The following is a 24,650-nucleotide window of genomic DNA, read 5'->3' as shown; positions in this document are numbered from 1 at the left end:
CACGGCATCAGCCCGGACCGATCCGAACCCGCCCGAGCAGTGGCCCGGCGGCCCTGCCTCGCCCTTTGGGCAGAGCACCCGATCGAACAGCGATGGTGCGCGCACACGTCACCGGATGCGGCTACGTGAGCACATCGCTACCATGGGTCAGCTATCCAGAGGGAGGGGGCCGTACCCGCGTGCGAAGTCCCGTCATCGGCACCACGCCAACGTCCGGGCCAGGCCGATCCGCGCCACTTGTGGCCGCTCGGCTGCACAGGCTTATCCGACGGCTGGTGCTGATCGCGGCTGCCGCCGGGGCCGGCTTCGTCGTGGCCGCCCTGTTCCAGGGGCCGGCCGCCGCCGACGGGCTGCGCGACGGGTCTGGTGACGAGCCCCATCGCATAGTCGGCGGTCTGGTCGAGTCGGTCGCGCATCTCACGGTCGCCGAGCGCCCCCGCGACGTCCGCCAGGCACCCCCGGGTGCCGACGAAAGACGCCGCGACGGGCTTCGCGCCCCGCTGGGAGGGCCCACCCGTGACGTCGTCGCCTCCCGCGAGAAGCCACCCCCGACGGACCTTCGACGGTCAACGGGTGCGCCGAGAGTCACCGCGCCCGTTCCGGTCCGCGCGGCGGAGCGCGAGAGGCTCCGGCCGGCCTCAGTGGCCCGAGCGGCTCATCGGCCAGTTCGCCATGTCGAACTGGCCCAGCCCGCCGCCGACGCACCGCGACAGCCAGCTGCCCCCGCCCCGCCCGTGGTGCGCGCGCCGACCGTCTCGCCGGTGGTGGGCCTGATCGCCGCGCCGCTGCCATCCGTCGTCGACATCGTCAACGCGGTGCCGATCCGGCCCATCGTCATGGCGCTCCTCTGTGTCGCCGACGCCGTACTCCCACCCGTCGCACGCCCGGTGACCGTGCCGGCGGCGACACCTCCGCTTCCGGCACCCCCAGCGGTCACGCCGGTGACAGGCCCGGCTCCCGCAGCGGCGGTGGCGGCGCTACCGGCGGTTCCTGCCCCGGCCGCCGTACACGCTGCGGCGCCACTCAGCGCGCCGCACCGGATGTCCGTCGTCGGCCCCGCGCGTGCCACCGTCTCGACGGGGCATCCCACCGCACACCCGTCACCTGTGGACGTGGGCGAGTTGCTGTCGGGTCAGCCCATAGCGCCGGCCGACCAGGATGCCGCCAGCGTCGACAACGGATCGACGCCCGGCCCGGGGCTGGCCCGGCCGCTCGAGAGGCAGTCGCACGTCGATGCTGGGCCGCCCGCCGATCTCGTGCCGCTCCTGGTCGAGAGCCGAACCCTCTCTCCGATGACCCGCCCCGGCTGAGGCCTGTCGACCGACCCCGGTGACTGGTGCCCGCAGCCCGTTTCACCGCTGGCCGGTCGATTCGTGTCCGCGCCCGTCCGCCGTGACGGTGCCGCGGGCCGATGCCTACCTGTCTGTAGCGCACGACCGCCCCGATCAACCCGTGGATGTTCCGGGATTGGTGGCCGTCGTGACGCGTACCTGAGATCGGAGAAGACGTGGTGATCCACGTTGTCGTCGCCGAGGACATGGGTTTGCTCCGCGGGGCGCTCTGCGCCGCGCTGTCACGTGAGGAGGACATGGAGGTGGTCGCCGACGTCGAGGGTGTCGGTGAACTGTTGACGGTGGTCCGGCGGTGCCGACCGCAGGTGGTGGTGCTGGCACTGACACCGGAGCTGCCCGACCCGGTGGAGGTGGTCGCCCGCATCGACGTCGAGGCGCCGCACGCCGCCGTGCTGGCGATGAGCCCACGGTGGAGCCCGACGCTGGTGGAGGCGGCGCTGGCAGCCGGCGCGCGCGGCCTGGTCGGGAAGGACAGCTCGCTGGCCGAGTTGGTGCGCGCGATCCGCGCGCTCGCGGCCGGGGAGCGAGCGATCGACCCCGCCGCGGCGATCGCGGTGCTGAGCCCTCCGGAGATGCCGTTGACGCCTCGGGAGATGGACGTGCTCCGGATGGCGGCCGAGGGCCTGCCGCTGAAGGAGATCGCCGGCCGCCTCTACCTGGCACACGGGACGGTGCGCAATCACCTGTCGGTGATTCTGCGCAAGACCGGGGCTCGCAACCGCTTGGAGGCGGTGTCGCACGCGCGGCGTAACGGCTGGTTGTAGCCGTTGGGGGGTGGGTCCGGAGGCAACGTCCGGACCCACCCGTCGCCGTGCGACCCCACCGGATGCGTGTTTGAATGTTGACGTACCGTGATCATTGTCGGAGTGCGGGAAGGTTCATCGTGATCCGTGCCCTGCTCGCCCTGGACGGCGCCCTGGTTCTGGGCGCGTTGTCGCTCGTCCTCGCCGCCGAGGACGACATCCGTGTCGTGGCGGAGGTGGATCGCGGCGACGAGGTCTCCGCGGCCGTCCGCGCGCAAAGCCCCGACGTGGTGGTGGCCGACCTCGACTTCGTCGAGGGAGTCGATCCCGACCGTCTCGGCCGGTGTCCCGTCCTGGTGCTGGCGCACCCGCATCGAGCGCGACGGTTGCGAGGCATGTTGTGCCCGACCAGGGCGGTCGGCATCCTGCGCAGTGACGCCACCCCCGAGCGGGTCATCGACGGGATCCGCCGGCTCGCCCGCCGGGAGCCCGTGCTCGACGCGGATCTCGTGGTCGCCGCGCTGCACTCGGACAGCCCACTGACCAGCCGTGAGACGGAGGTGTTGAGGCTGACGGCCGCAGGTGCGCCGGTCGCGGAGGTGGCGGTGTCGCTCGGGCTCACCCGTGGCACCGTCCGCAACCATCTCGGTCGGATCGCCCGCAAGGTGGGCGCCCGTACAAGGGTGGAGGCCGTGCGGATGGCCGGCGAGGCGGGCTGGATCTGACCGGCGCCGTCGGCGCGGTCGTGCGGGGTTCAGCCCGGCGGCGCCGACGCCGCCGGGGACGGCACCACCGGGTCGTCCCAGCAGCCGACGAGCATCCGGTAGGTGGCCGAGCGGGTCATCAACTGTTCGTGCGTCCCCACCAGCGGCTCGTCGCCGTCGAGGACCAACACCCGTCCGGCCCGCAACGCGGAGCTGATCCGGTGCGCGATCACGACGAGGGTGCCGGGCCGCCGGGCGAAGGCGGCCTCGACCGTCGCTTCCAGCGCCGGGTCCAGGTGGCAGGTCGCCTCGTCGAGGACCACCAGCGGGGCGGGTGCCAGCCAGGCCCGGACCGCCGCGATGAGCTGCCGCTCGCCGGCGGAGAGCAGGGCCGGCGCGACCGGCGCGTCCAGGCCGCCCAGGCGGGTCGCCAGAGGACGCGCGCCGAGCGTGTCGAGGGCGACCTCCAGCGTGTCGTCGTCGGCGTCCGGCCGGAGGTAGCGGATGTTGTCGGCGAGACTGCCGGTGAAGACGTACGCCTCCTGCGGCACCAGCACTCGCATCCGGGCGAGGACGGCCGGCTCGATCTCGGCGACCCTCGTGCCGGCCAGGTGGACCGTGCCTGCCTGCGGCGGCACCAGTCCGGCCATCAGGGAGGCCAGTGTGGACTTGCCCGCACCGCTCGGGCCGATCACGGCGAGATGGTCCCGGTCGGCCAGTGTCAGCGAGAAGTTCCGCAGGACGGGCCGGGCGCGCGGGCCGTAGCCGAAGGTCAGTCCCCGGACCTCGACGGCTGCCGGACGATCGGCAGAGGCTGCGGGTGGTCGGCAGCGAGGCATCCGGGCGGTGAGGGCTGACGGGCGCGGGTCGTCGGAGACCGGACAGGTGCGAAGGATGTTCTCCAGGGTGACCGCGTAGCGCAGCCCGCCTCCGCCGAGGCCCTGCACCAGGGTGTGCAGGGCGGGTTGCAGTCCGGTGGAGACGTAGATCAGCGCGCCCAGCACCGCGCCGGCGGTGAGACCACGCTCGACCAGCCGCGGGGCGGTCACCATCAGCACCAGCAGTGGCAGCCAGCCGCCGATGCCGAGGCTGAGGCTGCGGATCGCCGCCATCCGGGCGAGCATGCGTTCGGCGGCGGCCTGCGCCGACACCCAACGTTCCACCTCCGCCGACACGCGTGTCTGGGCGCCGCAGGCCAGCACGTCACGGTGAGCGGCCAGGGCGGTCGCCGCGGACTGGCCGAGCTGTTCACCGGCCCGGACGTAGGCGCGCTGGTGCGTGACCATCGACGGCAGCGCGGCGAGGAACACGACCAGACCGGCGACCAGCGGGGCGAACGCCAGCGCCGCCACCACCGGCGCCAGCGCGAGCAGGCCGAGCAGGGCCGCGCCAGCGGAGAAGAGGAAGCCGCGGGTCACCATCAGCAGACCGGCGAAGGTATCGCGGACGATCTCCATCTGGTGGGTCAGCCGGGTCACGGCGGCGCTGTCCGGGCGGCCACCCGCTCTGGTGGCGTCGCGGAGCGCACCCCGGATCACCTGGGCCGCCACCTCGTCGCGGAACGGCTCGACGACGGCGCCGAGGCTCCGGTACGTCCGGCCGGTGGCCGCCGCGCCGACCAGCACGGCCACGGCGAGGACCCCCAACCAGGCCAGGCCGGTGAGGAGACGTCCGGCCAGAAAACCCTCGTCGACGGCGCGGGCGACCAGATAGCCGGCGAGCAGCGCGGGCAGCGACTCGACAAGCGACCAGCCGCCGAGCCCGGCGAGTTCCCACCGACGGGCCCGCAGCGCCCGCCAGGTCACCCGGCGTACGCCGGGACGGCTCACGACTCACCGCCGGCCGGCTGGAAGACGGCACGGTAGTCCGGGTCGGCCCACAGTTGCCGGTGCGGTGCCAGGCCGCGCAGCCGACCGCCGTCCAGCCAGGCGACGAGGTCGGCCGCCGCGGCCGCCGCGGTCCGGTAGGTGACCACCAGTCGGGTACGCCCCCCGGCGTGCCCGAGAACCGCCTCGGTGATCCGGTGTTCGGTCGCGGTGTCGAGACTGGACATCGCGTCGTCCAGGATGAGCAGCCGCTCGGCGGCGAACGCACGGGCCAGGCCGATGCGTTGGGTCTCGCCCCCGGAGAGCGGTGTGTCCACCAGCGGAGTGCGGTAACCGCCGGGCAGACGCTCGATCACGTCGGCGACCGCCGCCATCCGGGCCGCCCGCAGAACCGCCGGTGTGGCCGGGCTCCGATCGGCCGGCGGCACCGCCGAATCGACCGGCAGCGCCAAGCCGATCGCGTCGTGGACGGTCACGCCGATCAGCACCGGCCGGTCGAAGGCGTAGCCGACGGCCCGGCGCAGCGCCACCGCGTCGAGGTCCCGCAGCGGCACCCCGTCGAGGAGCACCTCACCGCGCGCGGGGTCGTACAGGCGTCCCGCCACGGCAGCCAGGGTCGACTTGCCGGCACCGGACGCTCCGACGACGGCCACTGTCGCGCCGGCCGGCACGTCCAGGTCGACGCCGTCCAGGACGGGTCGCCCGTCGTCGGCGTGCACGCACACCCCACGCAGTCGCAGGGCGCCGCCGCCGGGTGGAAGGGGCCGATCGCCCACCGACGTGGTGGGCTGTGTCAGCAGCTCGGCGACCCGGTGTGCTCCCGCGCGGCTGCGGACCAGGTGGTTCAGGGTGGCGAGCACCGCACCGAGCCCGGCGCCCATGGCCGCGTACCGGACCGCGGCGACCAGTTCACCCGGTGTGAGCCAGCCTGCGGTCAGGGCGTACCCGCCGACCGCGATGACGCTCAGGTTCAGCAGCGGCGCCACGGCCGAGGTGCGCGCACTCGCCCGGGCCAGCAGTCCCCAGGTACGCCGGCCGTGCCGGTCCAGCTCCGGTAGGGCCGCCAGCACCCGGTCCTCCTCGCGGCGGGTGGTGCCGGCGGCGGCGATGGTCCGGGCACCGGTCAGCGACTCCAACAGCCGGCCGGCGATGCTGCCGAGGACCCGTTGGTACCCGGCGGTCGCGGTCGAGGCGTCGGCCACGAAGGCGCGCATGAGGACGGCGAGCAGGCCGAGACCGGCGAGCAGGGTGACTCCGAGGACCGGTTCCATGATGGCGAGCGCGACGACGCTGCCGAGCGGCGGAAGCACCGCCACGATGGCCAGCACCACCGCGTTGCCGGCTTGTCCCGTGTCGGCGGCCTGGCCGACCAGTCGGCCGACGAGGTCACCCACCGGGTACCGGCGGGTGGCGCGGACGTCCACGGCGAACAGGTGACGCAGGAGACGCCGGCGCAGCCCGGCGGTGGCGCGCGCCGCACCGAACCCGCTGGCCAGGTCCGTCAGGGTGTCGACGCAGATGAGGACGACGACAAGGGCGCCGGCGGACACCGCCCACCAGGCGGAGCCGGCGTCGAGGGCGGCGTCGACGGCGCGGCCGAGGACCGCGGGGAGCAACAGTTCGGCGGCCGCGCCGAGCAGCGCGACCGCCGCGAGCGCGGCCGTCCAGCCGCCGCCCGCCAGGACCGTCTGCCGCAGCAGCCTGTCCCCCGCGGCGAACGTCGGCATCGGTCCTCCCGTTGGTACACGGATGCCCTGGGTGGGCACGTCTACCCACCCAGGGCCCACGTGTGCGTGGATCAGTTGCAGGTCGTGACGGAGAGCGAGCTGTCGCCGCAGAGCAGCAGGCTCGCCCGGCTACCGCCACCGGTACGGTCGGCCGGAGCCATCTCCAGGCCCTGGAGGTCCAGAAGTGCCATGTCGTTCACCTCCCTTCCATCCGTTCGCCGATCGGGTCGCCCCCGCTGTCGCGAGGGAGTCTGTCCGCGCCCGGCAGGGGCGCGAGAAAGGGCAGCGCCGGCGGCTGGTCGTGCCGCGCGCTGGCCAGCGCGTACAGCACGCCGGCGGTGCCGGTGCCGAAGTCCATGGAGAGGCGCAGCAACTGCTCACCGGGGAAGGCGGTCCCCTCCCGGTACGGCAGCGCGTGCCAGGCCAGCCGGTCCACCTGTGCGCGAAGTTCGAGGCGGTCGGCGGCGTCGGTCGAGGCGGCGAGGTAGGCGATGATGCCGGCCCGGCCGGCGAAGAGCCCGGACTGCGCGTAGAACGGTGAGCGCGCCGCGAGGCGGACTCCCGCGCTCGCCTCGACGAACTGCTCGTCGGCCCGGTGACGCAGGTACTGGTCGAGGACCAGCCCGATCCCGACACTGCCGTGCGCCAGGTAGGGCATGGTGCGCCAGCCCTCATTGACCTCCAGCGCACCGTCGGGGCGCAGCACACACCGGCGCAGATCCTGACGCAGAGCCGTGGCGGCGTGCCCCAGCAACTCGTCGTCACCGCTGAGCTCGTAGAGCCGCACCAGCATCAGCGCCGGTCCGGTCCGGCCCCGCAGCAGCCCGGCGTACGGGTTTCGTCCGCCGCTGACGTCCGGGCCCGGGTCGTCGGCGAGCTGCCCAATCACACGCTCGGCGGCCCGCCACGCGGCGTCGTACAGCGACAGCTCCCCGGTACGCGCGGCCATCTCGGCCAGGTTGAGCGCGATCCCGGACAGTCCGCTGGCCAGGCTGTGGTCGAGCCCGTCGAGGGGTTCCCGCAGGCAGATGTCGACAACGTCCAGCGCGTCCTGCCGGCGTCCGAGGTGAGCGAGGGCGTAGGCGACGCCGTGCAGCCCGTCGTAGAAGCCGCAGCGGGTTCCGGACGGGGGCGACGTCGCCCGCCACACCAGCCACTCTTCGTGCTCGGGCCACCGTCCGGCGCCGCTCTTGTCGAGCGCGTGCAGCACTCCTGCCGCCCCGTGGGCGAGGTTGAGGCCGCCGCTGCGGAACTGCTCGATGTCACCGGGGAAGAGCCGGTCGTCGCGTTCGGGGGTGGCGCTGGCCAGGATCGCCGTCGTCAACTGGTCCCGCGAGGTGGGCCAATCGTCGGCGCGGAGATTCCCTCGCGGGTTTGCGGTGACACGCGGCTCACCGGTGATCTCCTCGACCGCCGGATCGAGGAAGGACCTCGGCACCGGGAAGTTCGCGGCGATGATGTCGGCCAGGTGAGTCACCTTCGCCGGGGCGAGCCGGACGAGCTGGGTCAGTGGCAGGAACAGCGCCAGCCGCAGGCACGCCAGGGCGTACCGGTCGACAGCGGGTCCGCTGCGGTCTCTCGGGGCCGCGAAGCCCTGGTTGCGCAGCCCGGGTCGGCGGTGCCCGGCGATCGGGGCGGCCACCTCGAAGTCGACCAGGGCGACCCGGTCGTCCGGCCGGATCATGATGTTGAACAGGTGCAGGTCCCCGTAGACCAAGCCGCGTTCGTGGATCGCCGCCACGACGGATTCGACCTGCTCGTAGGTCTGGCGGGCCCAGCGGGCGTACTCCGCCCGGTCGCCGTCGGTCGCGTCGGCGTCGATCAGCGGGTACCGGTCGACCAGCACCTTGTTCAGCGGTCGGCCCTCGATGAACTCGAGCGCGAGGAACCGGTGCTCGCCGAGGACGAACTCGTCGTGCACCCGAGGCACCTGCGGCAGGTCGGCGAGTTTCCGCAGGGCCTGCGCCTCACGGGCCAGCCGGGCGACGGCGTCGGTGCCGTCGGCGTCCAGGCCGGCATGCGGCCGGGCCTCCTTGAGGACCACCTCGGTGTCGGTACGCAGGTCCCTGCCCACGTACAGCCCGCCGCCGTTCGAGAAGTGGATCACCCGTTCGATCCGGTACGGCACCTCGTTGGTGCTGGTGTCGTTGCGGGCGGCCAGGTGCGGGCCGAGGAAGTCGGGCAGCGTGACCCAGGCGGGTACGTGGAAGACCGGCTCGCGGCGGTCGGGCACCAGCGTGCCGGAGTCGTCCTCGATCGCCGGCACCACCTGACCGTCGGGTGAGTGGCAGTAGCGGGCGGCGAAGCCGCCGTAGCGCACGTGGACCGGGCCGGCGCCGTAGCGAAGGTCACTGAGGATGTACGGCCCGGTCTCGCCGGTCAGCAGCTCGTCGAGTTCCTTGCAGGCCAGCTCCAGCTCCGCGTCGTCGCGAGGATAGACAGTGACGAACTTGCCGCTGGCGGCCCGGGCGGCGTACTTGGAGTTGCGCAGCAGCAGCGTGCGCGGCCCGCGCAGGAACTTGAAGGACAGGCCGCGGGGGACGCAGTAGTTCCAGACCGCGTCCAGCACCCGCTCGGCGTTCGCCAGACCGGCCGAGACATGAATCTTCCAGCCCTGCTGCGGCAGCGAGCCGCCGTCCGGCGCGTAGATCAGCCAGTCGTCGAGTGGCTCACGACGCCAGCCGGTCGGAACCGCTCGTTCGGCGGCCGGGAAGACGGGCTGGGCGACGGCGCTGCCGAGCGAGTCGTAGAACAACCGATCCGCGGCGCAGTAGCTGTCGTAGCGTTCGTCCACCGTCTCGCCGCCTCTCGAACTCGGCCGGCTGTTGTTCCGGCGTCGAATCGAGTCTCATCGACGGGACGTGGTGGGCTCCAGTGCGCTTAGTCACGACGTTCGATGCGGTGCGCACAGGCACTCATGACATTAGTCAGGCCCGCCCGCCGTAGACGGCGGCGCCCATCGGCTCGTCGACGTCGAGGTCCGTCACCGCGGCGACCCGGGCGATCATCATGTACTGCCCGATCACCATCAGGAGCTCGACCACCTCGCGCGGGGAAAGCAGCCCGGTCAGCGCGGTGGTGGTGTCGTCGGGCGGGCGGACGTCACGGACGACGTCGGTCGTGAAGCGCAGGACGATCCGTTGCTCTGACGTGAAACAGTCGTCCCCGATCTCGTCGCGCCCGAGCGCGTGGATCATCTCGTCCGTGGCGCCGACGGAGCGGGCGATGGGCTCGTGCTGAACCCACTCGTATGTCACGTTGCTCAACTGAGCGACTCGCAGGATCGCGATTTCGCGGAGCAGTGGGTCGAGGGCCAGGTCCTTGAGCAGCGTGCCGCCCCAGCGCATCCAGTCTGGAAACGCCGTCTCGGCGTGGGCCATGACGCGGAAGAAGCCCAGAGGAAGCGCGGCCTGCAGCGTCTCGCGGACCGGCGCCGGGGCGTCGGCGGGGTTCACGTACGGCAAGCGACTCATGTTTCCCCTTGTTAGCAGTATGCGGTAAATCGGGTTAAACCGACCATATCCAATCCCGATTGCGCCCGCCGCAGTTCCGTTCCGGGGGACCCGGGGGCGGTGCGGCGATGAGCACCCGCGCGAGGAGGGTGCTGGTGGCCGGTCGAACCCTCGCTGACGCTCGTCGATGTTGCGAAGCCGATCCAGACGTGTTGGAATGGCTCATATCGCCGCAGCGCGGGGGCAACCGCGCTGGGAACGGCCAGCACGGGAGCATCGCAGCGCCGGCAGCGCGCCGCCTCGGCGGACGCTCGCCTGGCGGATCGCCGGGCCACCTCTACGACGACGGGCGCTTTGCCGGGCAATCATCCTCGCCCGCCGTAGGTAACCCCTGGCACGTGTCCCCCACGGCTGACGCGCTCGACGCCTGACCCGCCGGGGGCGTCCGATTCGGCCTGCCAGCACCAGAACCGGCGACGAGGTGAGAAGCAACAATGATGTCCCGAGAGAACTTCGCGGGTTGGTACCGAAACCGCTTCGTGTGGGTGGCGGTGATTTTGCTGGTGGTGTCGGCTGGCGCTGTCGTACTGGTCAACCGGGCCGACCCGGAGGCGAAGCCGGCGGATCTGCAGTCGCAGATCATCGCCCGGATGCGCACCACGCTCGAGAAGGCGGACCCGGGGCAGCACAACCACGCCGGCCACGGGGCCCAGCAGGCGGCGACCGCGGAGAAGGCGGCAGTGATCTGCGGGGTCCGCGTCTACGGTTACGAGCCGACCGAGGCCACCGCGCTCGCCGACGTGCAGACCGTCTACGGCTTCCACCTCTGCGGGGTCGCCGAGAAGCAGCGCCCCTGGGACGTGGCGGTCAAACTGGCCGGCCCGGTGATCATGGACGTGTCCACCACACCTCCGGGCATCCAGGTGGTCGAGGCGACCGCCGACGTCAGGTTCATCGACCGACTGCGGCAGATGTTCCCGCCCAAGTACGCCGAACCGGCGACCAGGGAAGCGCTGACCGAGTCGGAGATGGCCGACCTTCGGCGTCGGTACGACGCCGCAGCCGGCCTGTAACCAGGCTGGGGCGGCCGGTGCCGTGGACGTATCCCGCACCCGGATCCGAACCGGGCGGCTGCGGACACCCCGGTCAGCTCGATCCACATCCGACCATAGATAGATAAGCATTGATATCTAAGTCGATAGGTGCAACAGTTGGCTTGGGAGCGTTCCCATTCTGAGTTGCAGTCCCGAAGAGCGGAGGATGAACAGTGCGTTCACTCAAGTCCGATCGATCCGGCGGACGATCCCGGTCACCAGTCCGTCGGTCCCTGCGAGCATTCGTCATGGTGTTCGCCATCGTGGCCGGCATGCTGCCCTTCACCGGGGCAGCCCAGGCCCACGGCACGATCATCAACCCGATGAGCCGCGCCTACCAGTGCTGGAAGGCGTGGGGCAACCAGCACATGAATCCCGCCATGCAGCAGCAGGACCCCATGTGTTGGCAGGCGTTCCAGGCCAACCCCGACACCATGTGGAACTGGATGAGCCAGTTGCGGGACGGCCTCGGCGGCCAGTACCAGGCTCGCACCCCGGACGGGCAGCTGTGCAGCAACGCCCTGTCCAGGAACGACAGCGTGAACCAGCCAGGCGCGTGGAAGACGACCACCGTCAGCCGCAACCTCACGGTCCAGCTGTACGACCAGGCCAGCCACGGCGCTGACTACTTCCAGGTCTACGTCACCAAGCAGGGGTTCAACCCGTCCACCCAGAAGCTCGGATGGGGCAACCTCGACCTGATCACGACGACCGGGCGCTACGCGCCGGCGCAGAACATCTCGTTCAACGTCTCGCTCCCGTCACGCAGCGGGAACCACATCCTGTTCGTGCTCTGGCGGGCGTCGCACCTGGACCAGACCTACATGTGGTGCAGCGACATCAACGTCACCTGATCGGCACGACCGAAGCTAGAAGTTGATCCGGCTCAGGGCGCCAACGCCCTGAGCCGGATCGCTCTCCCGACCCTGTCGGGTGTGGTTGATCGCCGCTCGCCGACCGCACCGTGCAGAAGGTGCGAAAGTTGAAGGAAGGGCCGAATCCCGACAGATGCTGCGGATCGCCTCTACATAGGCTCTGAGCAGGGAATTCATCCCTGCACCGTCGCCGGAAACGGCGTCGGATTCCACCGAGGACTCCGACGGTGCATCTGATCAAGGAAGTGCCCCTCATGCACCGTAGGCTTCGCCGGGCGCTGCTCGCAGCCGCCACAATGATTGTCGTCAGCATCGGGATCACCGCGACGCCGGTCACCGCCGCCCCACCAAGTCACAGCACCGCAGCGAGCATCCCGGCTCGCGGCCTGCCCTCGTTGGGCACCGGGACCTGCACCCTGCTGTGGGACCTGCTGAACGCCGGAGGCCGAAACGGGCTCGTCGCCATCGGTCTCACCGACGGTCAGCACCTGATCAAGTTCGCCGCCAACCGCCCGGCCCTGGCCTGCACCATCGGCCCGGTCGACCTGCCCGGCAGCGAAACACTCGTCGGCATCGACTTTCGCGTCCAGGACGGAACGCTCTACGGCGTCGGCAACAACGGCGGCATCTACGCGCTGAACACGCGCACCGCGGCGGCCACGAAGGTCAGCCAGCTGACCGTCGCGCTGAGCGGCACGTCGTTCGGCGTCGATTTCAACCCCGCCGCCGACCGACTCCGGATCATCAGCGACACCGGGCAGAACCTGCGCCACAACATCAACCCCGGCGGCACGACCCTTGTCGACGGCCCTCTCACCTACCCGCCCAGCACCGCCGCCGTCGGTGTCACCGGTGCGGCGTACACCAACAACGACCTGAACCCCGCCACCGCTACCACCCTGTTCGACATCGACACCACCCTCGACCAGGTTGTCCTGCAATCCCCCGCCAACTCGGGGCAACTGGCCGCCACCGGCGCACTGGGGGTGAACGCGAACCTCCAAGCAGGCTTCGACATCCACAGCCCGCTGAGTGGAGACCGCGCCGTGGCCAACAACGCCTTCGCCGTCCTCAACGGCATCGGCGGCTCCCGGCTGTACCGGGTCGACCTCCTCACCGGCGCGGCTCAGACGACAGGCGTGTTCAACGGGCACGTGGTCCTCGACCTCGCCCTGCTCCTGCGGCAGTGACCATCGGGTGGGGTGCCGGGCCGCACCCCTCCCACACTCGTCCACCCTCAGGTTCGTACCGCCTCGTCGACCTGTGTGACCGGCAACCGCCGCGTCAGTCGAGGCGGATGCTTGCCAGTGCCAGTCGTTGGAGTGGCTCGGTCTCGTCCCACTGGCTGTCCTGGGTGATCCAGGACAGGCTGTAAGCGCGGGCCCTGCTCTCGTTGATCAGCAGCCGGCGGGCGTGCAGCCGCAGGCCGCCGGCCTGGTCGCAGGTGTACTCCCACTCCGCCGCGCCGCCCGGGCGGATGATCGGCCCAATACTGATCCTCTGGTAGCCGGCGAGCGCCCCGGTGGTCAACGCGTCGCGCTCGGCGGCCTCCCAGCGCTTCGACGGTACGGAGGAAGCTGTCGCGGCGGGGTCGACGGCGATGGCCCGCACCTCGGCGGGATCGCGGAAGCACACCAGTGCACCCTCGGTGTGCCGACTCCATCCCTCGGGCACCGCCAGCAGAAATCCGGCGGGGTCCTGGTGCCACGCCCACCCGTTCGGCAGGGCGTACGGCAGCGGCGCGCGAGGCACCCGCAGAGGCTCGGCCTCGCTGGAGTCGACGTCCTCCAGGCAGGGGTGGGCCGGCGGTGCCGGCGCGGTCGATTCCACCACGCCGGCGGCCGCACCGCCCGGTTCGGCCGCCGAAAGGCTGTCCTGGCCGCGCCAGCCGCCGATCACGGCACCGGTTGCCGTGACGACGACGGCCGCGACCGCCAGCAGGCCCACCACGGCACCGGCGAACGCCCAGCCGGTCGTCCGATCGCGCGAGGTAGGTGTCACGACCGGAATGACCATTGTGGTGATCGCGTCCGCGGCGGGCGGCACCGTCGGCGTGACGGCCCGGGTTCGCCGGCGTGACCTGGCGCGCACACGCGGCCAACGGCCCGCCCGCGCCACCGGCGCGGGCGTCGCCGCCGCCACCTGCTCCAGCTGGTCGCGGGCCTCCTGCGCGGAGAGGCGTTGGCGGGGGTTGCGCAGCAGGAGACCGGTGACCGCGGGTTCGAGCGGCAGGACGGTCATCCGGTCCGGCGCCTCGGTGGCCAGGGCGGCAAGCATGGCCAGGGTCGATGGCCGGTTCCATGGCGGACGGCCCTCCGCAGCCAGGTAGAGCGTCGCGCCGAGGGCCCACAGGTCGGTCGCGGGGGTGGCCCTACCGTCGCGGGCACGCTCCGGTGCGGTGTACTGGACCGTCGACAGGCTCCCCGCGGTGACGGTCGCGGGATCCCGGGAGTCGAAGATCGACAAACCGAATCCACCGAGCATGACCCGCCCGTCGTCGGCGAACAGCACGTTCTGCGGCCGGACCTCCCGATGCGTCACTCCCCTCGCGTGGGCGGCACTCAGTGCCGCGATCAGGTGCAGGCCGACCCGCGCCACCTCGGCCGGCGCCAGCGGACCGTCGCTGACAACCACCTCGGACAGGGACCGGGAGGGCACGTGCTCCATGACGAGCCACAGATATCCGTCGGTGCTCAGCACATCCCACATCGCGACCACACCGGGGTGATCCAGGCCGGCCAGGCCGCGTACCTCCCCGAGCGTTCTGTCCCGCAGCCGGGACCGCTCCGCGTCGCTCACCCAACCCGGGAGGGTGATCTGCTTGAGAGCGACGTGCCGATCAAGCACCTCGTCGCGTGCCAGCCAGACGCGTCCCGAGGTCGCGGTGTCCCCGATCAGCAGAAGCCTGCGGTACCGGCCGGCGAGCAGCTCGTCATCCATGCGGGTGATTCGGAGCGGTCCGCCGTCCGGATGGGTGGGGTGACCTCAGCTCAACGCCACCGTACCCACGATCCGAGTGGGGGCGACGGAACCACCGACGGGCTCGTTGGACACCCCGAACGTGCCCGCCTCGGCGACCGGGCCGATGACGGTGGTCGACGCCCTGTCCCCCTCGGCGAGCTGTCCCACCTTGCGGGGCTCACTCCCCCGGATGAGCCAGAGCTCATAGATCCGCCCGGCACCGGGCGCGGGCAGGTCGCGCAGCAGCACCACACCGCGGTCGCGGTCACGGGAGACCACCACCGTGGCGGCACCACCGGGCGGCAGCGACCGCTCGAACACCCGGGCGTCCGGGGCGTCCAGGACGGCGGCGATCTGCCGGGCCTGGTCGCTGCTGGCCTGCTCGTCGCTGATCCGATCGTTGCTGACGGTCCAGGTGACCGCGCTCGCGCCACCGGCGACGAGGACGGCCGCGGCGGCGGCCACCGCGAGCTGTCGCCACCTGCCTGTCTGCCGTCCGCCGCCGGCACCCGCGGAGCTGACGCGCAGTTGCGGGGTCCGGGCAGCCTGAGCGAGGGTCCGCTCCCGCAGACCCGGCGGGGTCGCCTCGATGACGGCGTCGTCGGCGAGGCGCGCCACGGTCTCCCGCAACTCGGCCACCTCGACGCGGCACGGCTCGCACTCGGCCAGGTGCCGCTCGAACGCAGCCCGCTCAACGTCGTCGACCGCGTCCAGGACGTACGCACCAGCGAGGGTGTGAACATCGGCGCTCATGCCCGTCCCTCCATCTCGATGCCCAGGCAGTCGCGCATCCGGATGAGTCCGTCGCGCATCCGCGTCTTCACCGTCGGCAGCGGCGTCTGCAACTTCTCGGCGACCTCTCGGTAGGTGTGACCGCCGTAGTAGGCCAGGGTCACCGACTCCCGCTGCACCGGCGTCAACCGGCCCAGGCACCGGCGGACCTGCTCCCGCTCCAACCGGGCGCTGACATCCTCGACCACCTCGTCGTAAGGGACGTGTGTCTCGGTCGCGGCAACCCGAAGAGCACGGTCGGTGTGGGCCTGTTCGGAGCGCACCCGGTCCACCGCGCGGCGGTGCGCCATGGTCAGGATCCACGCCGAGGCGGAACCCCGGCCGGCGTCGAAGCGGCCGGCGGTGCGCCACACCTCGACCATCACCTCCTGCGTCACCTCCTCCGCCTGCGCCGGATCGCGGACGACCCGCCGGACCAGCCCGAGGACCCTGCCCGCCACGGCGTCGTACAGCATGGCGAACGCCGCCTCGTCGCCCCGCGCCACCCGCGTCAGCAACTCGTCGGCGTTCGGTGGGGTCGCGGTGTCCTGCGGCACCGCTCGCAACCGCCGCCCCTGTTCCGGGTCGCCGCTCATTCTCGGCATGTCCTCTCCCTGTGCTGTCGACGGCCCGGTGTGCCGCCGCACTCGTGTCTAGGCGGGACGAGCGTGGGCGAGGCGCGCGTAGACGATGACATTGTCGCGGTAATGCTGGGTGGTGTCGTCGAACTCGCCGCCGCAGGTGATCAGGCGTAACGCAGCGTGGTCGGTCGCCCCGTACACCTCGGCGGTGGGGAAGCGGTCCTTCGGATGCTGCTCGACCCTGGTGACGGTGAACATCGCGGTGCTGCCATCCTGACGGTCGACGGTGATCCCGGCGCCGACAGGCAGCTTGCCCAGGTCGAAAAACGTCCCGCGGCGGCCCTTCCAGTTGACGTGCCCGGCCAGCACGGCCGGGCCGAGAGCGCCGGGCGTCGGCGCCATGGTGAACCAGCCCACATCGGTGGCGCTGTCCGGAACCTGCATCGCACCGTCCGACTGCAGACCGAGCGCGACGATGGCGGCGGTGGCCTTCAGCGACGGAATCGACACCCGCGTCGGCGGTGAACCGGCCATCAGGGGTCCCGAGGTCAACTCGCCCGGCCCGCTCGCCGGGACAGGCGACGCGTTCGCGGCTGGTGCCGCAGCGGACCTGTCGGGTCCGGGTGGGTCGCCGCCCCGCCTGGCGACTGCGCCACCGATCGTCAGGACCGCCGTAACGGTGAGGATGCCGGCCGCCGCCAGGAGCGCGTGGCGCCCCCGGCGACGGCCGGCCGGCGCTGGTTTGCCACCGGTGTCCATCATGATCGCCGTCGGCTCAGCGCTCGCCGGCGAGCCGGCGACGCGCGACGACCGCACCGGCGGCGCCGAGCAACGCGAGACCACCCACGGCGTAGATCATCATCGGCGATCCGCCGGAGGTGCTGCCATCTCCGGTGGCGACACCCCCCGCGGGTACGGAGCCAGCCGCCGCGCCGCTGACCATGCCGCAGGTGGCGGGGTCGGTGGCCTCGGCGGGGATGCCGTTGACGCCGACGGACTTGGCGAAGGTCGACTCGCCGAGCGCTTCCATGTCGTACTTGCCGTTCTTGTTGGCGTCGATGCCGTGCTGCACGAGGTGCAGGTCCTTCAGGTGCGCGATAGTGCCCTGGGGCAGGTCCCCGGCGGGGATGGTGCGCTCGTAACTGAGGTTGCCCTTCGCGTCGGCGGTCGGCATCCGATCCACCGCCAGGCCGCTGGCCTTGGTCGTGTCCCCGGTGGTGGTCAACGAGATGAAGATGTCCCCGTACATCTTGAGGCCCTCCTCGGTGCTGACGAAGCCGTTGCCGTTGGCGTCGGCGGACTTGTCCGGGCAGTGGAAGTCCATGCCGTTCGCCGCGCCGTGCACGTGCTGGGCGTGCGGCGAGTTCGGCGTCATGCCCCTCGACCGGATCATGACCTTCAGGTCACCGCCGCTCGTGGCGGTCAACGTGGCGGTTCCGGTGGCACCGGTCTCGTTGAGGTCCTGCAACTGGACCTGCACGCTCTCGTCGGCGTGCGCGACCCCCGGAAACGCGAGGACCAGGGCGGCTGCGGGCACGGTGAGCAGGGCTCGGGACAATCTCACAACAAATCTCCGTCTCCGCCTGGGTACGGCGTCGATGCTCAGGTGCTGTCGTGAGGGATTCGTCGCCTCCGGTCCACCGGATTGGTCCCGGCCCGGATTCTTTTTCGGCCTGGACGGAACCGTCGGACGCACCAGTTCAGGTGATGGTCACTGTCGTGCTGTGCCAGCCGGTCGCGCCGTCCGGGAAGGGCGCGGCCCGTTGATCGGTCTGGGTCGCACCGGTGGCATCGGTGGCCCGTACGCGCAGGGTGTGACTGCCGGGGCTGGCGTCCCAGCGGTAGGTCCACTGCCGCCACAGGTCCGTTGAGGGGCCGTCGGCGAGGCGGGCCTGCCGCCACGGCCCGTCGTCGACCTGCACCTCGACGGCGGTGATCCCGCGACGTTGCGCCCAGGCGACACCGGCGATCATGACGGGGCCGGCGCGCCGTTGGGCGAAGGGTTTCGGGGTGTCGATGCGGGATGCGGTCTTCACGGGCGCCTCGGCGGCCCACCCGCGCTGTACCCAGTAGGGATCGAACGCGTCGAAGGTGGTCACCTGCATGGAGGTGAGCCACTTGCAGGCACCGACATAGCCGTAGAGGCCGGGAACGAGCATGCGGACGGGAAAGCCGTGCTCCAGGGGCAGGGGCTCGCCGTTCATGGCCACGGCCAACAGCGCGTCGCGACCGTCGAGGATCGCCTGGAGCGGCGTGCCGATGGTCATGCCCTCCACGGAACGGCTGACGAGCTGATCCTGCCCGGCGCGGATACCGGCCTCGCGGAGCAGCGGCGCCAGGGGGATCCCCGTCCAACGGGCGGTGCCGATGTAGGGGCCGCCGACCTCGTTGGAGACGCAGTTGAGGGTGATGTCGCGCTCCACCACGCCCCGGGCGAGGAGGTCGTCGAATGTCCAGGTACGGGGCCGGTCGACCGCTCCACCCAGGGTCAGCCGCCAGGTTGCCGCGTCGACCTGCGGGACGGTGAGGGCGGTGTCGACCCGGTAGAAGTCCCGGTTGGGGGTGAGGAACGCCGAGACGCCGTCCACGCCAGCGGAGACGCCGCCGGGCAGCGGCGGCGCGGGTTGCGTGGGCGGCGGTATGCGAACGGCCGCGCGGGAACGGGCGCCTACGGCTCTGCCGCGACCGACAGTCTGGCCGAGGGTCGCCGTGGCGCCGGCGGTGAGCGCTGCTCCCGCCGCCGTGGCCAGAAACTGGCGGCGGTTGAGCAGCCGCGGGCGACCCGAACCAGGAACCGGGAGCGTCCGAGCGGCGTGTGCCACCACCAGCATCGCGGCCATCCCGATGCCGGCCCCCGCCAGTACCGGCAGGACGTCCACGAGTGTCGCCGTCGGGCGGGACAGGGCGGCGGCGACACCGACGGCAGCGAACGCGGCAAGGCCCGCCAGACCGTAACGGCGTCGTCGTAACGTCGCCGCGCCGAGCAGGACCGCGCTCAGCGCCAGCACTGCGTAGACGCCGGCGAAGAGAACGACCTTGTCGTTGGTGCCGAAGGTGCGGATGGCGAATGCCTTGACCGGTTGCGGTGCCAGATCCACAGCGGCACCACCGACCGTCAGCACCGGGTCGGCGGCCGGATCGACCAGCGCCGCGACGAGGTGGGCCACGCCGAGGGCGACCCCGGCGCTCAGCACGCCGACGACGAGGCCGCGGATGGCTGTCATGCTTCGGGACGGCCCCGGCCGGCGGTTTGCCGGCCGGGGCTCGACGGAGGTGGACATCCTCAGCTCTTGGGCATCAGGACGCTGTCAACGATGTACACGGTGGCGTTGGCCGTCGAGACGTTCCCGCAGACCACCATCGAGGTGCCGTTGACGGTGAACGACGTGCCACTACCGGTCACCGTGACGTCGTCGCCCTGCATCGTCTTGTGGGTGCCGGCCAGGGTGTCCGGGGACAACTGGGTCGGCACCACGTGATAGGTGAGGATCTTCTTCAGCGTGGCGTCGTCGGCCAGGACCTTGTCCAGGTCGGCCTTCGGGATCTTGGCGAACGCGTCGTTGGTCGGCGCGAACACCGTCACGCCCTGCGCGCCGTTGAGCGAGTCCACCAGGTTGGCCTGCTTCACCGCCGTGACCAGCGTCGACAACAGTGGGTTACCGGACGCGGCGGTTGCCACCGGCACCTTCGCCATCGCCTCGAAACTTCCCGGGTTGGACGAATCGGTCGGCACGGCCGCGCACCCCGAACCGAACTGACCCGACATCATCATCGACGGCGAGGCCGAGGCCATCGGCGCGCTGGCCGACGTACTCGGTGTGCCGCTGGCGGTGTCCTCGCCGTCGGTTCCGCCGCAGGCGGACAGGGCCAGCACGGCCATCACGCCGACCGTGGCAAACAGGCGCCGCTTCATACGAACTCCTCAGATGCTTGTACTCGATTGCTGCTGTCATGAGGCATTCGAGGCCGACCCGCGGACGGATGGGTACAAGATCGGGAATTGTGTGCTGCCGGCGATGACAAGCGCCGCCGGGCAGGTCGACCGACCCACTGTCGGCCCGAGCGGACCCGGGGCCTACCCCTGCGGCAGCCCGTCGTGCGCAGTGGCGGCGCGTAGCTCCTTGAGCACGTACGTGGCGGCCTTCTCGACGACGCGGATGCCCTCCTTCTGGCTCACGTGATGGTCGGAGAGCACGGCGATCAGCCAGTCATGATCGGCCTCGACGATCCGCCCGATGCTGTTGACCAGCCAGCGGCCCCCGTCGACATCAGCGGTGTCCCAGCCGTTCTTGACGTACTCGGAACGACCGCCCGGCTCCCGCGCGGCGGTGACTCCCCACCGCTGCTCGGGGATCACCTTCTTCATGAGACCCATGACGAAGGTACGGTCCTGCGGGGTCAGCGGTCCCGTCGGCGACGTCAGCGCGGTCAGCAGACGAAGCTGGTCGGCGACCGTGGTCGTGGTGAGTCCCCAGTGCGAGTTGGGCTTCGTCTCACGCAGGCCGAGCTCGCGGTTCGCGGCGTTGAGGCCGCGCGAGCCCTCGATCCGCTGCCACAGGGCCACCGCCGCATCGTTGTCACTGGACACGATCATGGCCTCGGCCAACCGCCGGGTGCCAGAACTCAGGGCCTTGCCCGGCGGGTTCTGGCGCAGCAGGAGAGCCGCAAGGATGTTGACCTTGACGATGCTGGCGGTCTCGAACCGTCTGGCGCCGACCGTCACCGAAGCCGTTCCCAGCCGATCCAGTGCCGCGACCGCCAGGTGGCCGTCGTACCGCTCCACGTAGGCCTTGATGCGCGTTCTCGCCTGGCCGATCCAGTCGATGGCCGGCGTCGTGGGGATCGGGCTGGCCGGGGAGGAACCGTGCGATGGTCCGGCTCCGTCGCCGTCGCGGCCGCGCGTGGCACCGAAGGCCGCCGTCGCAACGCCGGCCAGCGACACGGTGGCCGCGGAGAGAACCCAGCGTCGCGACAGCTGCCGCCCAATCCGCTCAGCCAAGGCGGGCCACCACCCTCGCCGCGATCGAGTCCACCACGGCCTGGCTTCCCCGATCGGGCAGGCGGACCGTCGAGACCGTCTCGCCTCGTCTCACCATCACGAAGTACGTGACGGTGCTCGGGGTGTCCGCACGCGCGATACGACCTCGAATGAGCATCCCGGCGCCCTCCAGATAATGCGGATCCACGACGTCGAACGAGACATGCGACCCGAGGACCGCGTAGCTCGCACACCGCAGGAGGACCCGACGGACGTCATCGACGTTCCGCTCGGCCCATCCAGGTTCGTACGTCTCCACGACGTGGTGGGCCCGCGACGAGCCGTCAGACAGCCGGTAGTAGCGCTCCACGGCAGCGCGCCGATGCGACTTGGCCAGGTAGTCGCTGCTCCGGTAGTTGGGGCAGCTGTCCTGCTCCCACGGCCAGGCCGCCAGACCGGTTCGCGCGTCGTCCTCGTGCCAGTCCGCTCCCAGATCGCCCGCTCCCAGCAGCAGACCCGGGTCGCCCCGGTCCGCGTTCACTGTGTGCAGCTCGTCGGAGCCGACACCGGCCTCCCCCCGATGGCACCCTGCGGCCATCACCAACAACGCCGACAGGACCGCGACCGAACCTCGGCCTCTGCCGCGAATCCGGCCTCGGCTCGTCCTGCTGCTCGATACGGACACCGAAAACCTCCCCAAACGCAGATACCTGCCACCACACGTGGCGCTTCGGCCGACGACGCGTGGCGGCACCTTCGTCGCCGCCGCAGCACCGACGCGGCGGTTCGCCGGCCGACGGTCCGACCCCATTGGGATCCGCCACACCCCGCCCGCAGACGGGACCCGTCAATGGCGTTCCTCGGCGAACAGCTCGGAACGGGTCTCGCCGAGCAGCTCGCGCAGCCGGTTGAGGGAGCGCATGCTCTGGCTCTTGACGACGGCGATGGAGACGCCCACAACCTCGGCGGTCGCCTCCACGCTCAGGTCGTCCCAGTAACGCAGGACGATGATCGCCCGGTCCCGCAACGGCAGGGTGGCGACCGCGTCCAGCAACGTCATGCGCAGCTCAGCCGGATGTTCCTCGCCCCGCTCCGGCGGCGTCGACATCGCCAACTCGCGGCTGGAACGACGTCGCCGCTGGTCGAGCATGCAGCGCAGCAGTATCTTGCGGGCGTACGCGTGGGGATCGTCGGCCCGGCGGACCCGCCTCCAGTTGGCGTACACCTTGGCCAGCGTCGTCTGGGTGAGGTCCTGGGCGAGATGCCAGTCGCGGCACATCAGGAAGGCGGCGTCGCGCAGCCGGCCGGCGGCCGCCTGCGCGAACTCCACGAAGTCTTCGTCAGCCATTCGACCGGGCCAACTTGGGGAACCTCTTGGCACCGTTGATGACGTACTCGGCCGGCAGTCTCGTCCCCCAGGTCGGGTTGGCGGCGATCTCGGTCGCCTCCTTCACGGAGAGGACGGCCGGTGCCGCAACGGTTCCCTTGGGGTCCCAGACCAGACAGGTAGCGATCATGAGGTCGACCTGGAGGCCGGCGTCGTGATGCACGGTGATGATCTGGCTCTGCACGCAGTTGCCGGGTACCTCGGTCAGCTCCACCGTCCCCGGGCGAGGGTCGCTGCCGAGGCGGTCCCGGTAGATGGAGAGCCGCAGCATGCCCGGTCCGTCGCCGCGGTCGAGGTAGAGCTGGACGAACGGCATGCCGGGGCCCGCCCCACTGCTCTCGAGATTCGCGTAACCGCTGGTCTTGCCCGGGGGCAGCAGCCGCATCAGCAGTTCCAGGGCGCCCTGCGGTGTGGTGGTCGCCAGCTCACCGTCCGGCCCCGCCCCGATCCTCACAGTGTCGATCACAGTGGTGGAGGGAGTCGGCCCCACTGGCGGAGCGGGGTTCTCGTCGGTGCCCGGCTCGAACCCGCGCGGGGCGCCAGTCGGGGAATCGGCCGGGGACGGCGAGCCGGTGTCGACCGACCCGCCCGGCAAAACCAGGTTCGGCCCGCCGGGCTGACCGGTGTCATCCGCTCCGATGCCGAGCGGACCGGCGGCCAGGCCGATCACGAGCAGCATCGCCAACGCCGATCCGCCGGCGCCGAACTGCGCCAGGCGACGCCGGCGGCGCAGTCGGCGGCCCTGCACCACCGACTGCTGGACCAGGTCACCCAATGGCGGGGCGGGGTGTCGGGCCAGGTCGTCCCTGAAACGCCCACGCACATCGCCCATGTCCTTGTTCCTCCTCGGCCGACCGCCCGCAATGGCGATCCGTCATTGACCTGACGGGTTGGCAAGCCGCTTTGGTTACCGGATTTCGACGGGAATTTTCAGCCACCCGCGTCGGCGGAGCGCAGCGTTCCAGGGCGTGTGCGGCCACCTCCGTAGCGTCACGCTCCGCTTGCCAGAAGCGTTGCTGCGGGCGGTTCGAGCAGCTGAGGCTGTTGGCGACTTCGCTTAACTGCCGCAGTGGCGACACTGTCGCTTGAGGCACAATCCGTAGAGCATCCTAGGAGGTTAGGTCGACGCCCTTCGGCGATCCGGCCCGCGATTGACCTTCATCGAGCCAGGTCCATAGGATGGCCATCAATGAGGATCGCGAGTTGGAGTCGCGCCACACCAGCCGAGGCAGCAGAGCTGGCAGCACTCTTCCAGCGCGCCGAGGCGGTCGCCCCGGTCGGCATGGAGCAGCGCGCTGAGGACGTCCGGAACCGACTGGCCACTCTCGGGCCGGGCAGCGCCGGACGCACCCGGGTCGGCCGCGACGACACCGGCAGCGTCGCCGCGTACGGCGAGGTCGCCGACATGGGAACAGCGGACGACGTGCTCCGCATTCGCCTGACCACCGTGTTTCATCCCGACGTCGCGGACGACGTCCGCACAGAGCTGCACCGCTGGCTCATCGACCAGGCGAAGCAGGTGCGGGACGACCGGGGGTCGGCACAGGCCGTCCTCGGTATCCGGTCTGCCGAGAACGACCCGGCCGGCCGCGAGCTGCTGAACCGTGGCGGCTTCGCGCTGGTCCGGCACGAACGGGACCTCGTCCTGGCGGTGCCTGACGAGCCGCCGGCTCCCGCGCTGCCGCCCGGCCTGGTGCTGACACCTGTCGACGAGCGCTACGACGAACTCGCCCGGTTGGCCCACAACGAGGCCTACGCCGACAGCCCCGCAGCGGTTCGACCAGACCAGCGCACCTGGCCCCAGCACGCGACCGGGCATCCGCGGTTCCTGCCCGACCTCTCCTGCCTGGTGCTCGCCGAGGCCGACCGAGGCGACAACCCGGTGGCCGCCTTCCTCTTCGCACTCGCCGACGGCAGCACGGACACGCCGACGGCGATTCTGCACTGCCTGGGCACCCGAGCACAGTGGCGCCGTAGTGGTCTGGCCACAGCGATGATCTCGCGGGTCCTGCACCGTGCGCACTCGGCCGGCATCCGACAACTACGACTCAAGGTCACCGACAGCAATCACAGCGCTCTGGCGCTCTACCGGAAACTGGGTTTTGTGGAGTCGGGGCAAGGGTTCGCGGTGCTGATGCGCCAGCTCAACCCCGAGGCCGACGAGCAGCCGTAAGCCCGACTCGGACTCTGCGCCGGGTC

At 71.2% G+C, this 24,650-nt stretch carries 23 protein-coding genes; 7 read left to right on the top strand and 16 right to left on the bottom strand.

From position 1 onward, the window contains the following. The first annotated feature begins 275 nt into the window (after positions 1 to 275). The 3 genes from ACLQ3F_RS08775 to ACLQ3F_RS08765 all read left to right on the top strand — a co-directional run bounded on the left by ACLQ3F_RS08775 (position 276) and on the right by ACLQ3F_RS08765 (position 2,820). Positions 276 to 1,310: a hypothetical protein gene (locus ACLQ3F_RS08775; RefSeq protein ID WP_425847679.1), complete on the top strand. Its 1,035-nt coding sequence runs from the start codon at positions 276 to 278 to the stop codon at positions 1,308 to 1,310. Positions 1,311 to 1,507: 197 nt separating this feature from the next. Then, on the top strand, positions 1,508 to 2,116 hold the full coding sequence (locus ACLQ3F_RS08770) for a response regulator transcription factor (RefSeq protein WP_357197236.1): 609 nt from the start codon (positions 1,508 to 1,510) through the stop codon (positions 2,114 to 2,116). A gap of 119 nt (positions 2,117 to 2,235) precedes the next feature. Next, the gene (locus tag ACLQ3F_RS08765; RefSeq protein WP_425847677.1) at positions 2,236 to 2,820 is read left to right on the top strand and encodes a response regulator transcription factor; all 585 of its coding nucleotides are present in this window, start codon (positions 2,236 to 2,238) and stop codon (positions 2,818 to 2,820) included. Positions 2,821 to 2,849: 29 nt separating this feature from the next. Here the strand turns inward: ACLQ3F_RS08765 and ACLQ3F_RS08760 are convergent, their stop codons facing one another. From ACLQ3F_RS08760 to ACLQ3F_RS08740, 5 genes are all read right to left on the bottom strand, one after another. Then, positions 2,850 to 4,628 (bottom strand): ATP-binding cassette domain-containing protein, encoded by a 1,779-nt coding sequence (locus tag ACLQ3F_RS08760; RefSeq protein ID WP_425847676.1) that lies wholly within the window; start codon positions 4,626 to 4,628, stop codon positions 2,850 to 2,852. Beyond that, the gene (locus ACLQ3F_RS08755) at positions 4,625 to 6,352 is read right to left on the bottom strand and encodes an ABC transporter ATP-binding protein (RefSeq protein ID WP_425847674.1); all 1,728 of its coding nucleotides are present in this window, start codon (positions 6,350 to 6,352) and stop codon (positions 4,625 to 4,627) included. The genes ACLQ3F_RS08760 and ACLQ3F_RS08755 overlap by 4 nt, the downstream gene beginning before the upstream one ends. Positions 6,353 to 6,423: 71 nt before the next feature. Beyond that, a complete protein-coding gene (locus tag ACLQ3F_RS08750) occupies positions 6,424 to 6,543 on the bottom strand; it encodes a SapB/AmfS family lanthipeptide (protein ID WP_013734295.1) in 120 nt (39 codons plus the stop codon). Positions 6,544 to 6,548: 5 nt separating this feature from the next. Next, complete coding sequence (lanKC, locus tag ACLQ3F_RS08745) at positions 6,549 to 9,146, bottom strand: class III lanthionine synthetase LanKC (RefSeq protein WP_425847672.1); 2,598 nt, start codon at positions 9,144 to 9,146, stop codon at positions 6,549 to 6,551. A gap of 133 nt (positions 9,147 to 9,279) precedes the next feature. Next, positions 9,280 to 9,825, bottom strand: coding sequence for a carboxymuconolactone decarboxylase family protein (locus ACLQ3F_RS08740; RefSeq protein ID WP_425847671.1), 546 nt, complete (start codon positions 9,823 to 9,825; stop codon positions 9,280 to 9,282). A gap of 473 nt (positions 9,826 to 10,298) precedes the next feature. Between ACLQ3F_RS08740 and ACLQ3F_RS08735 the strand changes: the two genes are divergently transcribed. The 3 genes from ACLQ3F_RS08735 to ACLQ3F_RS08725 all read left to right on the top strand — a co-directional run bounded on the left by ACLQ3F_RS08735 (position 10,299) and on the right by ACLQ3F_RS08725 (position 12,963). Beyond that, positions 10,299 to 10,877, top strand: coding sequence for a hypothetical protein (locus ACLQ3F_RS08735; RefSeq protein ID WP_357206663.1), 579 nt, complete (start codon positions 10,299 to 10,301; stop codon positions 10,875 to 10,877). Positions 10,878 to 11,146: 269 nt separating this feature from the next. Then, positions 11,147 to 11,752: a lytic polysaccharide monooxygenase auxiliary activity family 9 protein gene (locus ACLQ3F_RS08730; RefSeq protein ID WP_357206664.1), complete on the top strand. Its 606-nt coding sequence runs from the start codon at positions 11,147 to 11,149 to the stop codon at positions 11,750 to 11,752. 275 nt (positions 11,753 to 12,027) lie between these two features. Further along, positions 12,028 to 12,963, top strand: a complete 936-nt coding sequence (locus ACLQ3F_RS08725; RefSeq protein ID WP_425847670.1) for a DUF4394 domain-containing protein — start codon at positions 12,028 to 12,030, stop codon at positions 12,961 to 12,963. A 94-nt stretch (positions 12,964 to 13,057) separates the two neighbouring features. Here ACLQ3F_RS08725 and ACLQ3F_RS08720 read toward each other — a convergent pair whose 3' ends face one another. The 11 genes from ACLQ3F_RS08720 to ACLQ3F_RS08670 form a co-directional block, all read right to left on the bottom strand. Continuing rightward, complete coding sequence (locus ACLQ3F_RS08720) at positions 13,058 to 14,713, bottom strand: serine/threonine-protein kinase (protein ID WP_425847669.1); 1,656 nt, start codon at positions 14,711 to 14,713, stop codon at positions 13,058 to 13,060. A gap of 45 nt (positions 14,714 to 14,758) precedes the next feature. After that, a complete protein-coding gene (locus ACLQ3F_RS08715) occupies positions 14,759 to 15,487 on the bottom strand; it encodes an anti-sigma factor (protein ID WP_425847668.1) in 729 nt (242 codons plus the stop codon). Then, positions 15,484 to 16,110 (bottom strand): sigma-70 family RNA polymerase sigma factor, encoded by a 627-nt coding sequence (locus ACLQ3F_RS08710; RefSeq protein ID WP_425847666.1) that lies wholly within the window; start codon positions 16,108 to 16,110, stop codon positions 15,484 to 15,486. The genes ACLQ3F_RS08715 and ACLQ3F_RS08710 overlap by 4 nt, the downstream gene beginning before the upstream one ends. A 48-nt stretch (positions 16,111 to 16,158) precedes the next feature. After that, on the bottom strand, positions 16,159 to 16,620 hold the full coding sequence (locus ACLQ3F_RS08705; RefSeq protein ID WP_425847665.1) for a class F sortase: 462 nt from the start codon (positions 16,618 to 16,620) through the stop codon (positions 16,159 to 16,161). Between the two features lie 241 nt (positions 16,621 to 16,861). Then, on the bottom strand, positions 16,862 to 17,650 hold the full coding sequence (locus tag ACLQ3F_RS08700) for a hypothetical protein (RefSeq protein WP_425847664.1): 789 nt from the start codon (positions 17,648 to 17,650) through the stop codon (positions 16,862 to 16,864). Between the two features lie 136 nt (positions 17,651 to 17,786). After that, a complete protein-coding gene (locus ACLQ3F_RS08695) occupies positions 17,787 to 19,310 on the bottom strand; it encodes a molybdopterin-dependent oxidoreductase (RefSeq protein ID WP_425847662.1) in 1,524 nt (507 codons plus the stop codon). Between the two features lie 59 nt (positions 19,311 to 19,369). Further along, entirely contained in the window at positions 19,370 to 19,999 is a 630-nt protein-coding gene (locus tag ACLQ3F_RS08690; RefSeq protein WP_425847660.1) for a fasciclin domain-containing protein, read from the bottom strand. Between the two features lie 162 nt (positions 20,000 to 20,161). Continuing rightward, complete coding sequence (locus ACLQ3F_RS08685) at positions 20,162 to 21,085, bottom strand: serine hydrolase (RefSeq protein WP_425847658.1); 924 nt, start codon at positions 21,083 to 21,085, stop codon at positions 20,162 to 20,164. Continuing rightward, on the bottom strand, positions 21,078 to 21,605 hold the full coding sequence (locus ACLQ3F_RS08680; RefSeq protein WP_425847657.1) for a hypothetical protein: 528 nt from the start codon (positions 21,603 to 21,605) through the stop codon (positions 21,078 to 21,080). Before ACLQ3F_RS08680 ends, ACLQ3F_RS08685 begins: the two co-directional genes overlap by 8 nt. Before the next feature lie 306 nt (positions 21,606 to 21,911). Further along, entirely contained in the window at positions 21,912 to 22,412 is a 501-nt protein-coding gene (locus ACLQ3F_RS08675; protein WP_425847655.1) for a SigE family RNA polymerase sigma factor, read from the bottom strand. Then, on the bottom strand, positions 22,405 to 23,283 hold the full coding sequence (locus ACLQ3F_RS08670) for a hypothetical protein (protein WP_425847653.1): 879 nt from the start codon (positions 23,281 to 23,283) through the stop codon (positions 22,405 to 22,407). The genes ACLQ3F_RS08675 and ACLQ3F_RS08670 overlap by 8 nt, the downstream gene beginning before the upstream one ends. 357 nt (positions 23,284 to 23,640) lie before the next feature. On the opposite strand from ACLQ3F_RS08670, the gene ACLQ3F_RS08665 reads away from it, so the two are divergent. Beyond that, positions 23,641 to 24,624: a GNAT family N-acetyltransferase gene (locus ACLQ3F_RS08665; RefSeq protein ID WP_425847651.1), complete on the top strand. Its 984-nt coding sequence runs from the start codon at positions 23,641 to 23,643 to the stop codon at positions 24,622 to 24,624. Positions 24,625 to 24,650: the final 26 nt, after the last annotated feature.

The sequence above is a fragment of the Micromonospora sp. DT15 genome (assembly GCF_049841475.1).
Classification (GTDB): Bacteria; Actinomycetota; Actinomycetes; order Mycobacteriales; family Micromonosporaceae; genus Micromonospora.
The sequence above is the reverse complement of the archived record's forward strand: the minus strand, read 5'-3'. Positions and strand labels throughout refer to the sequence as shown.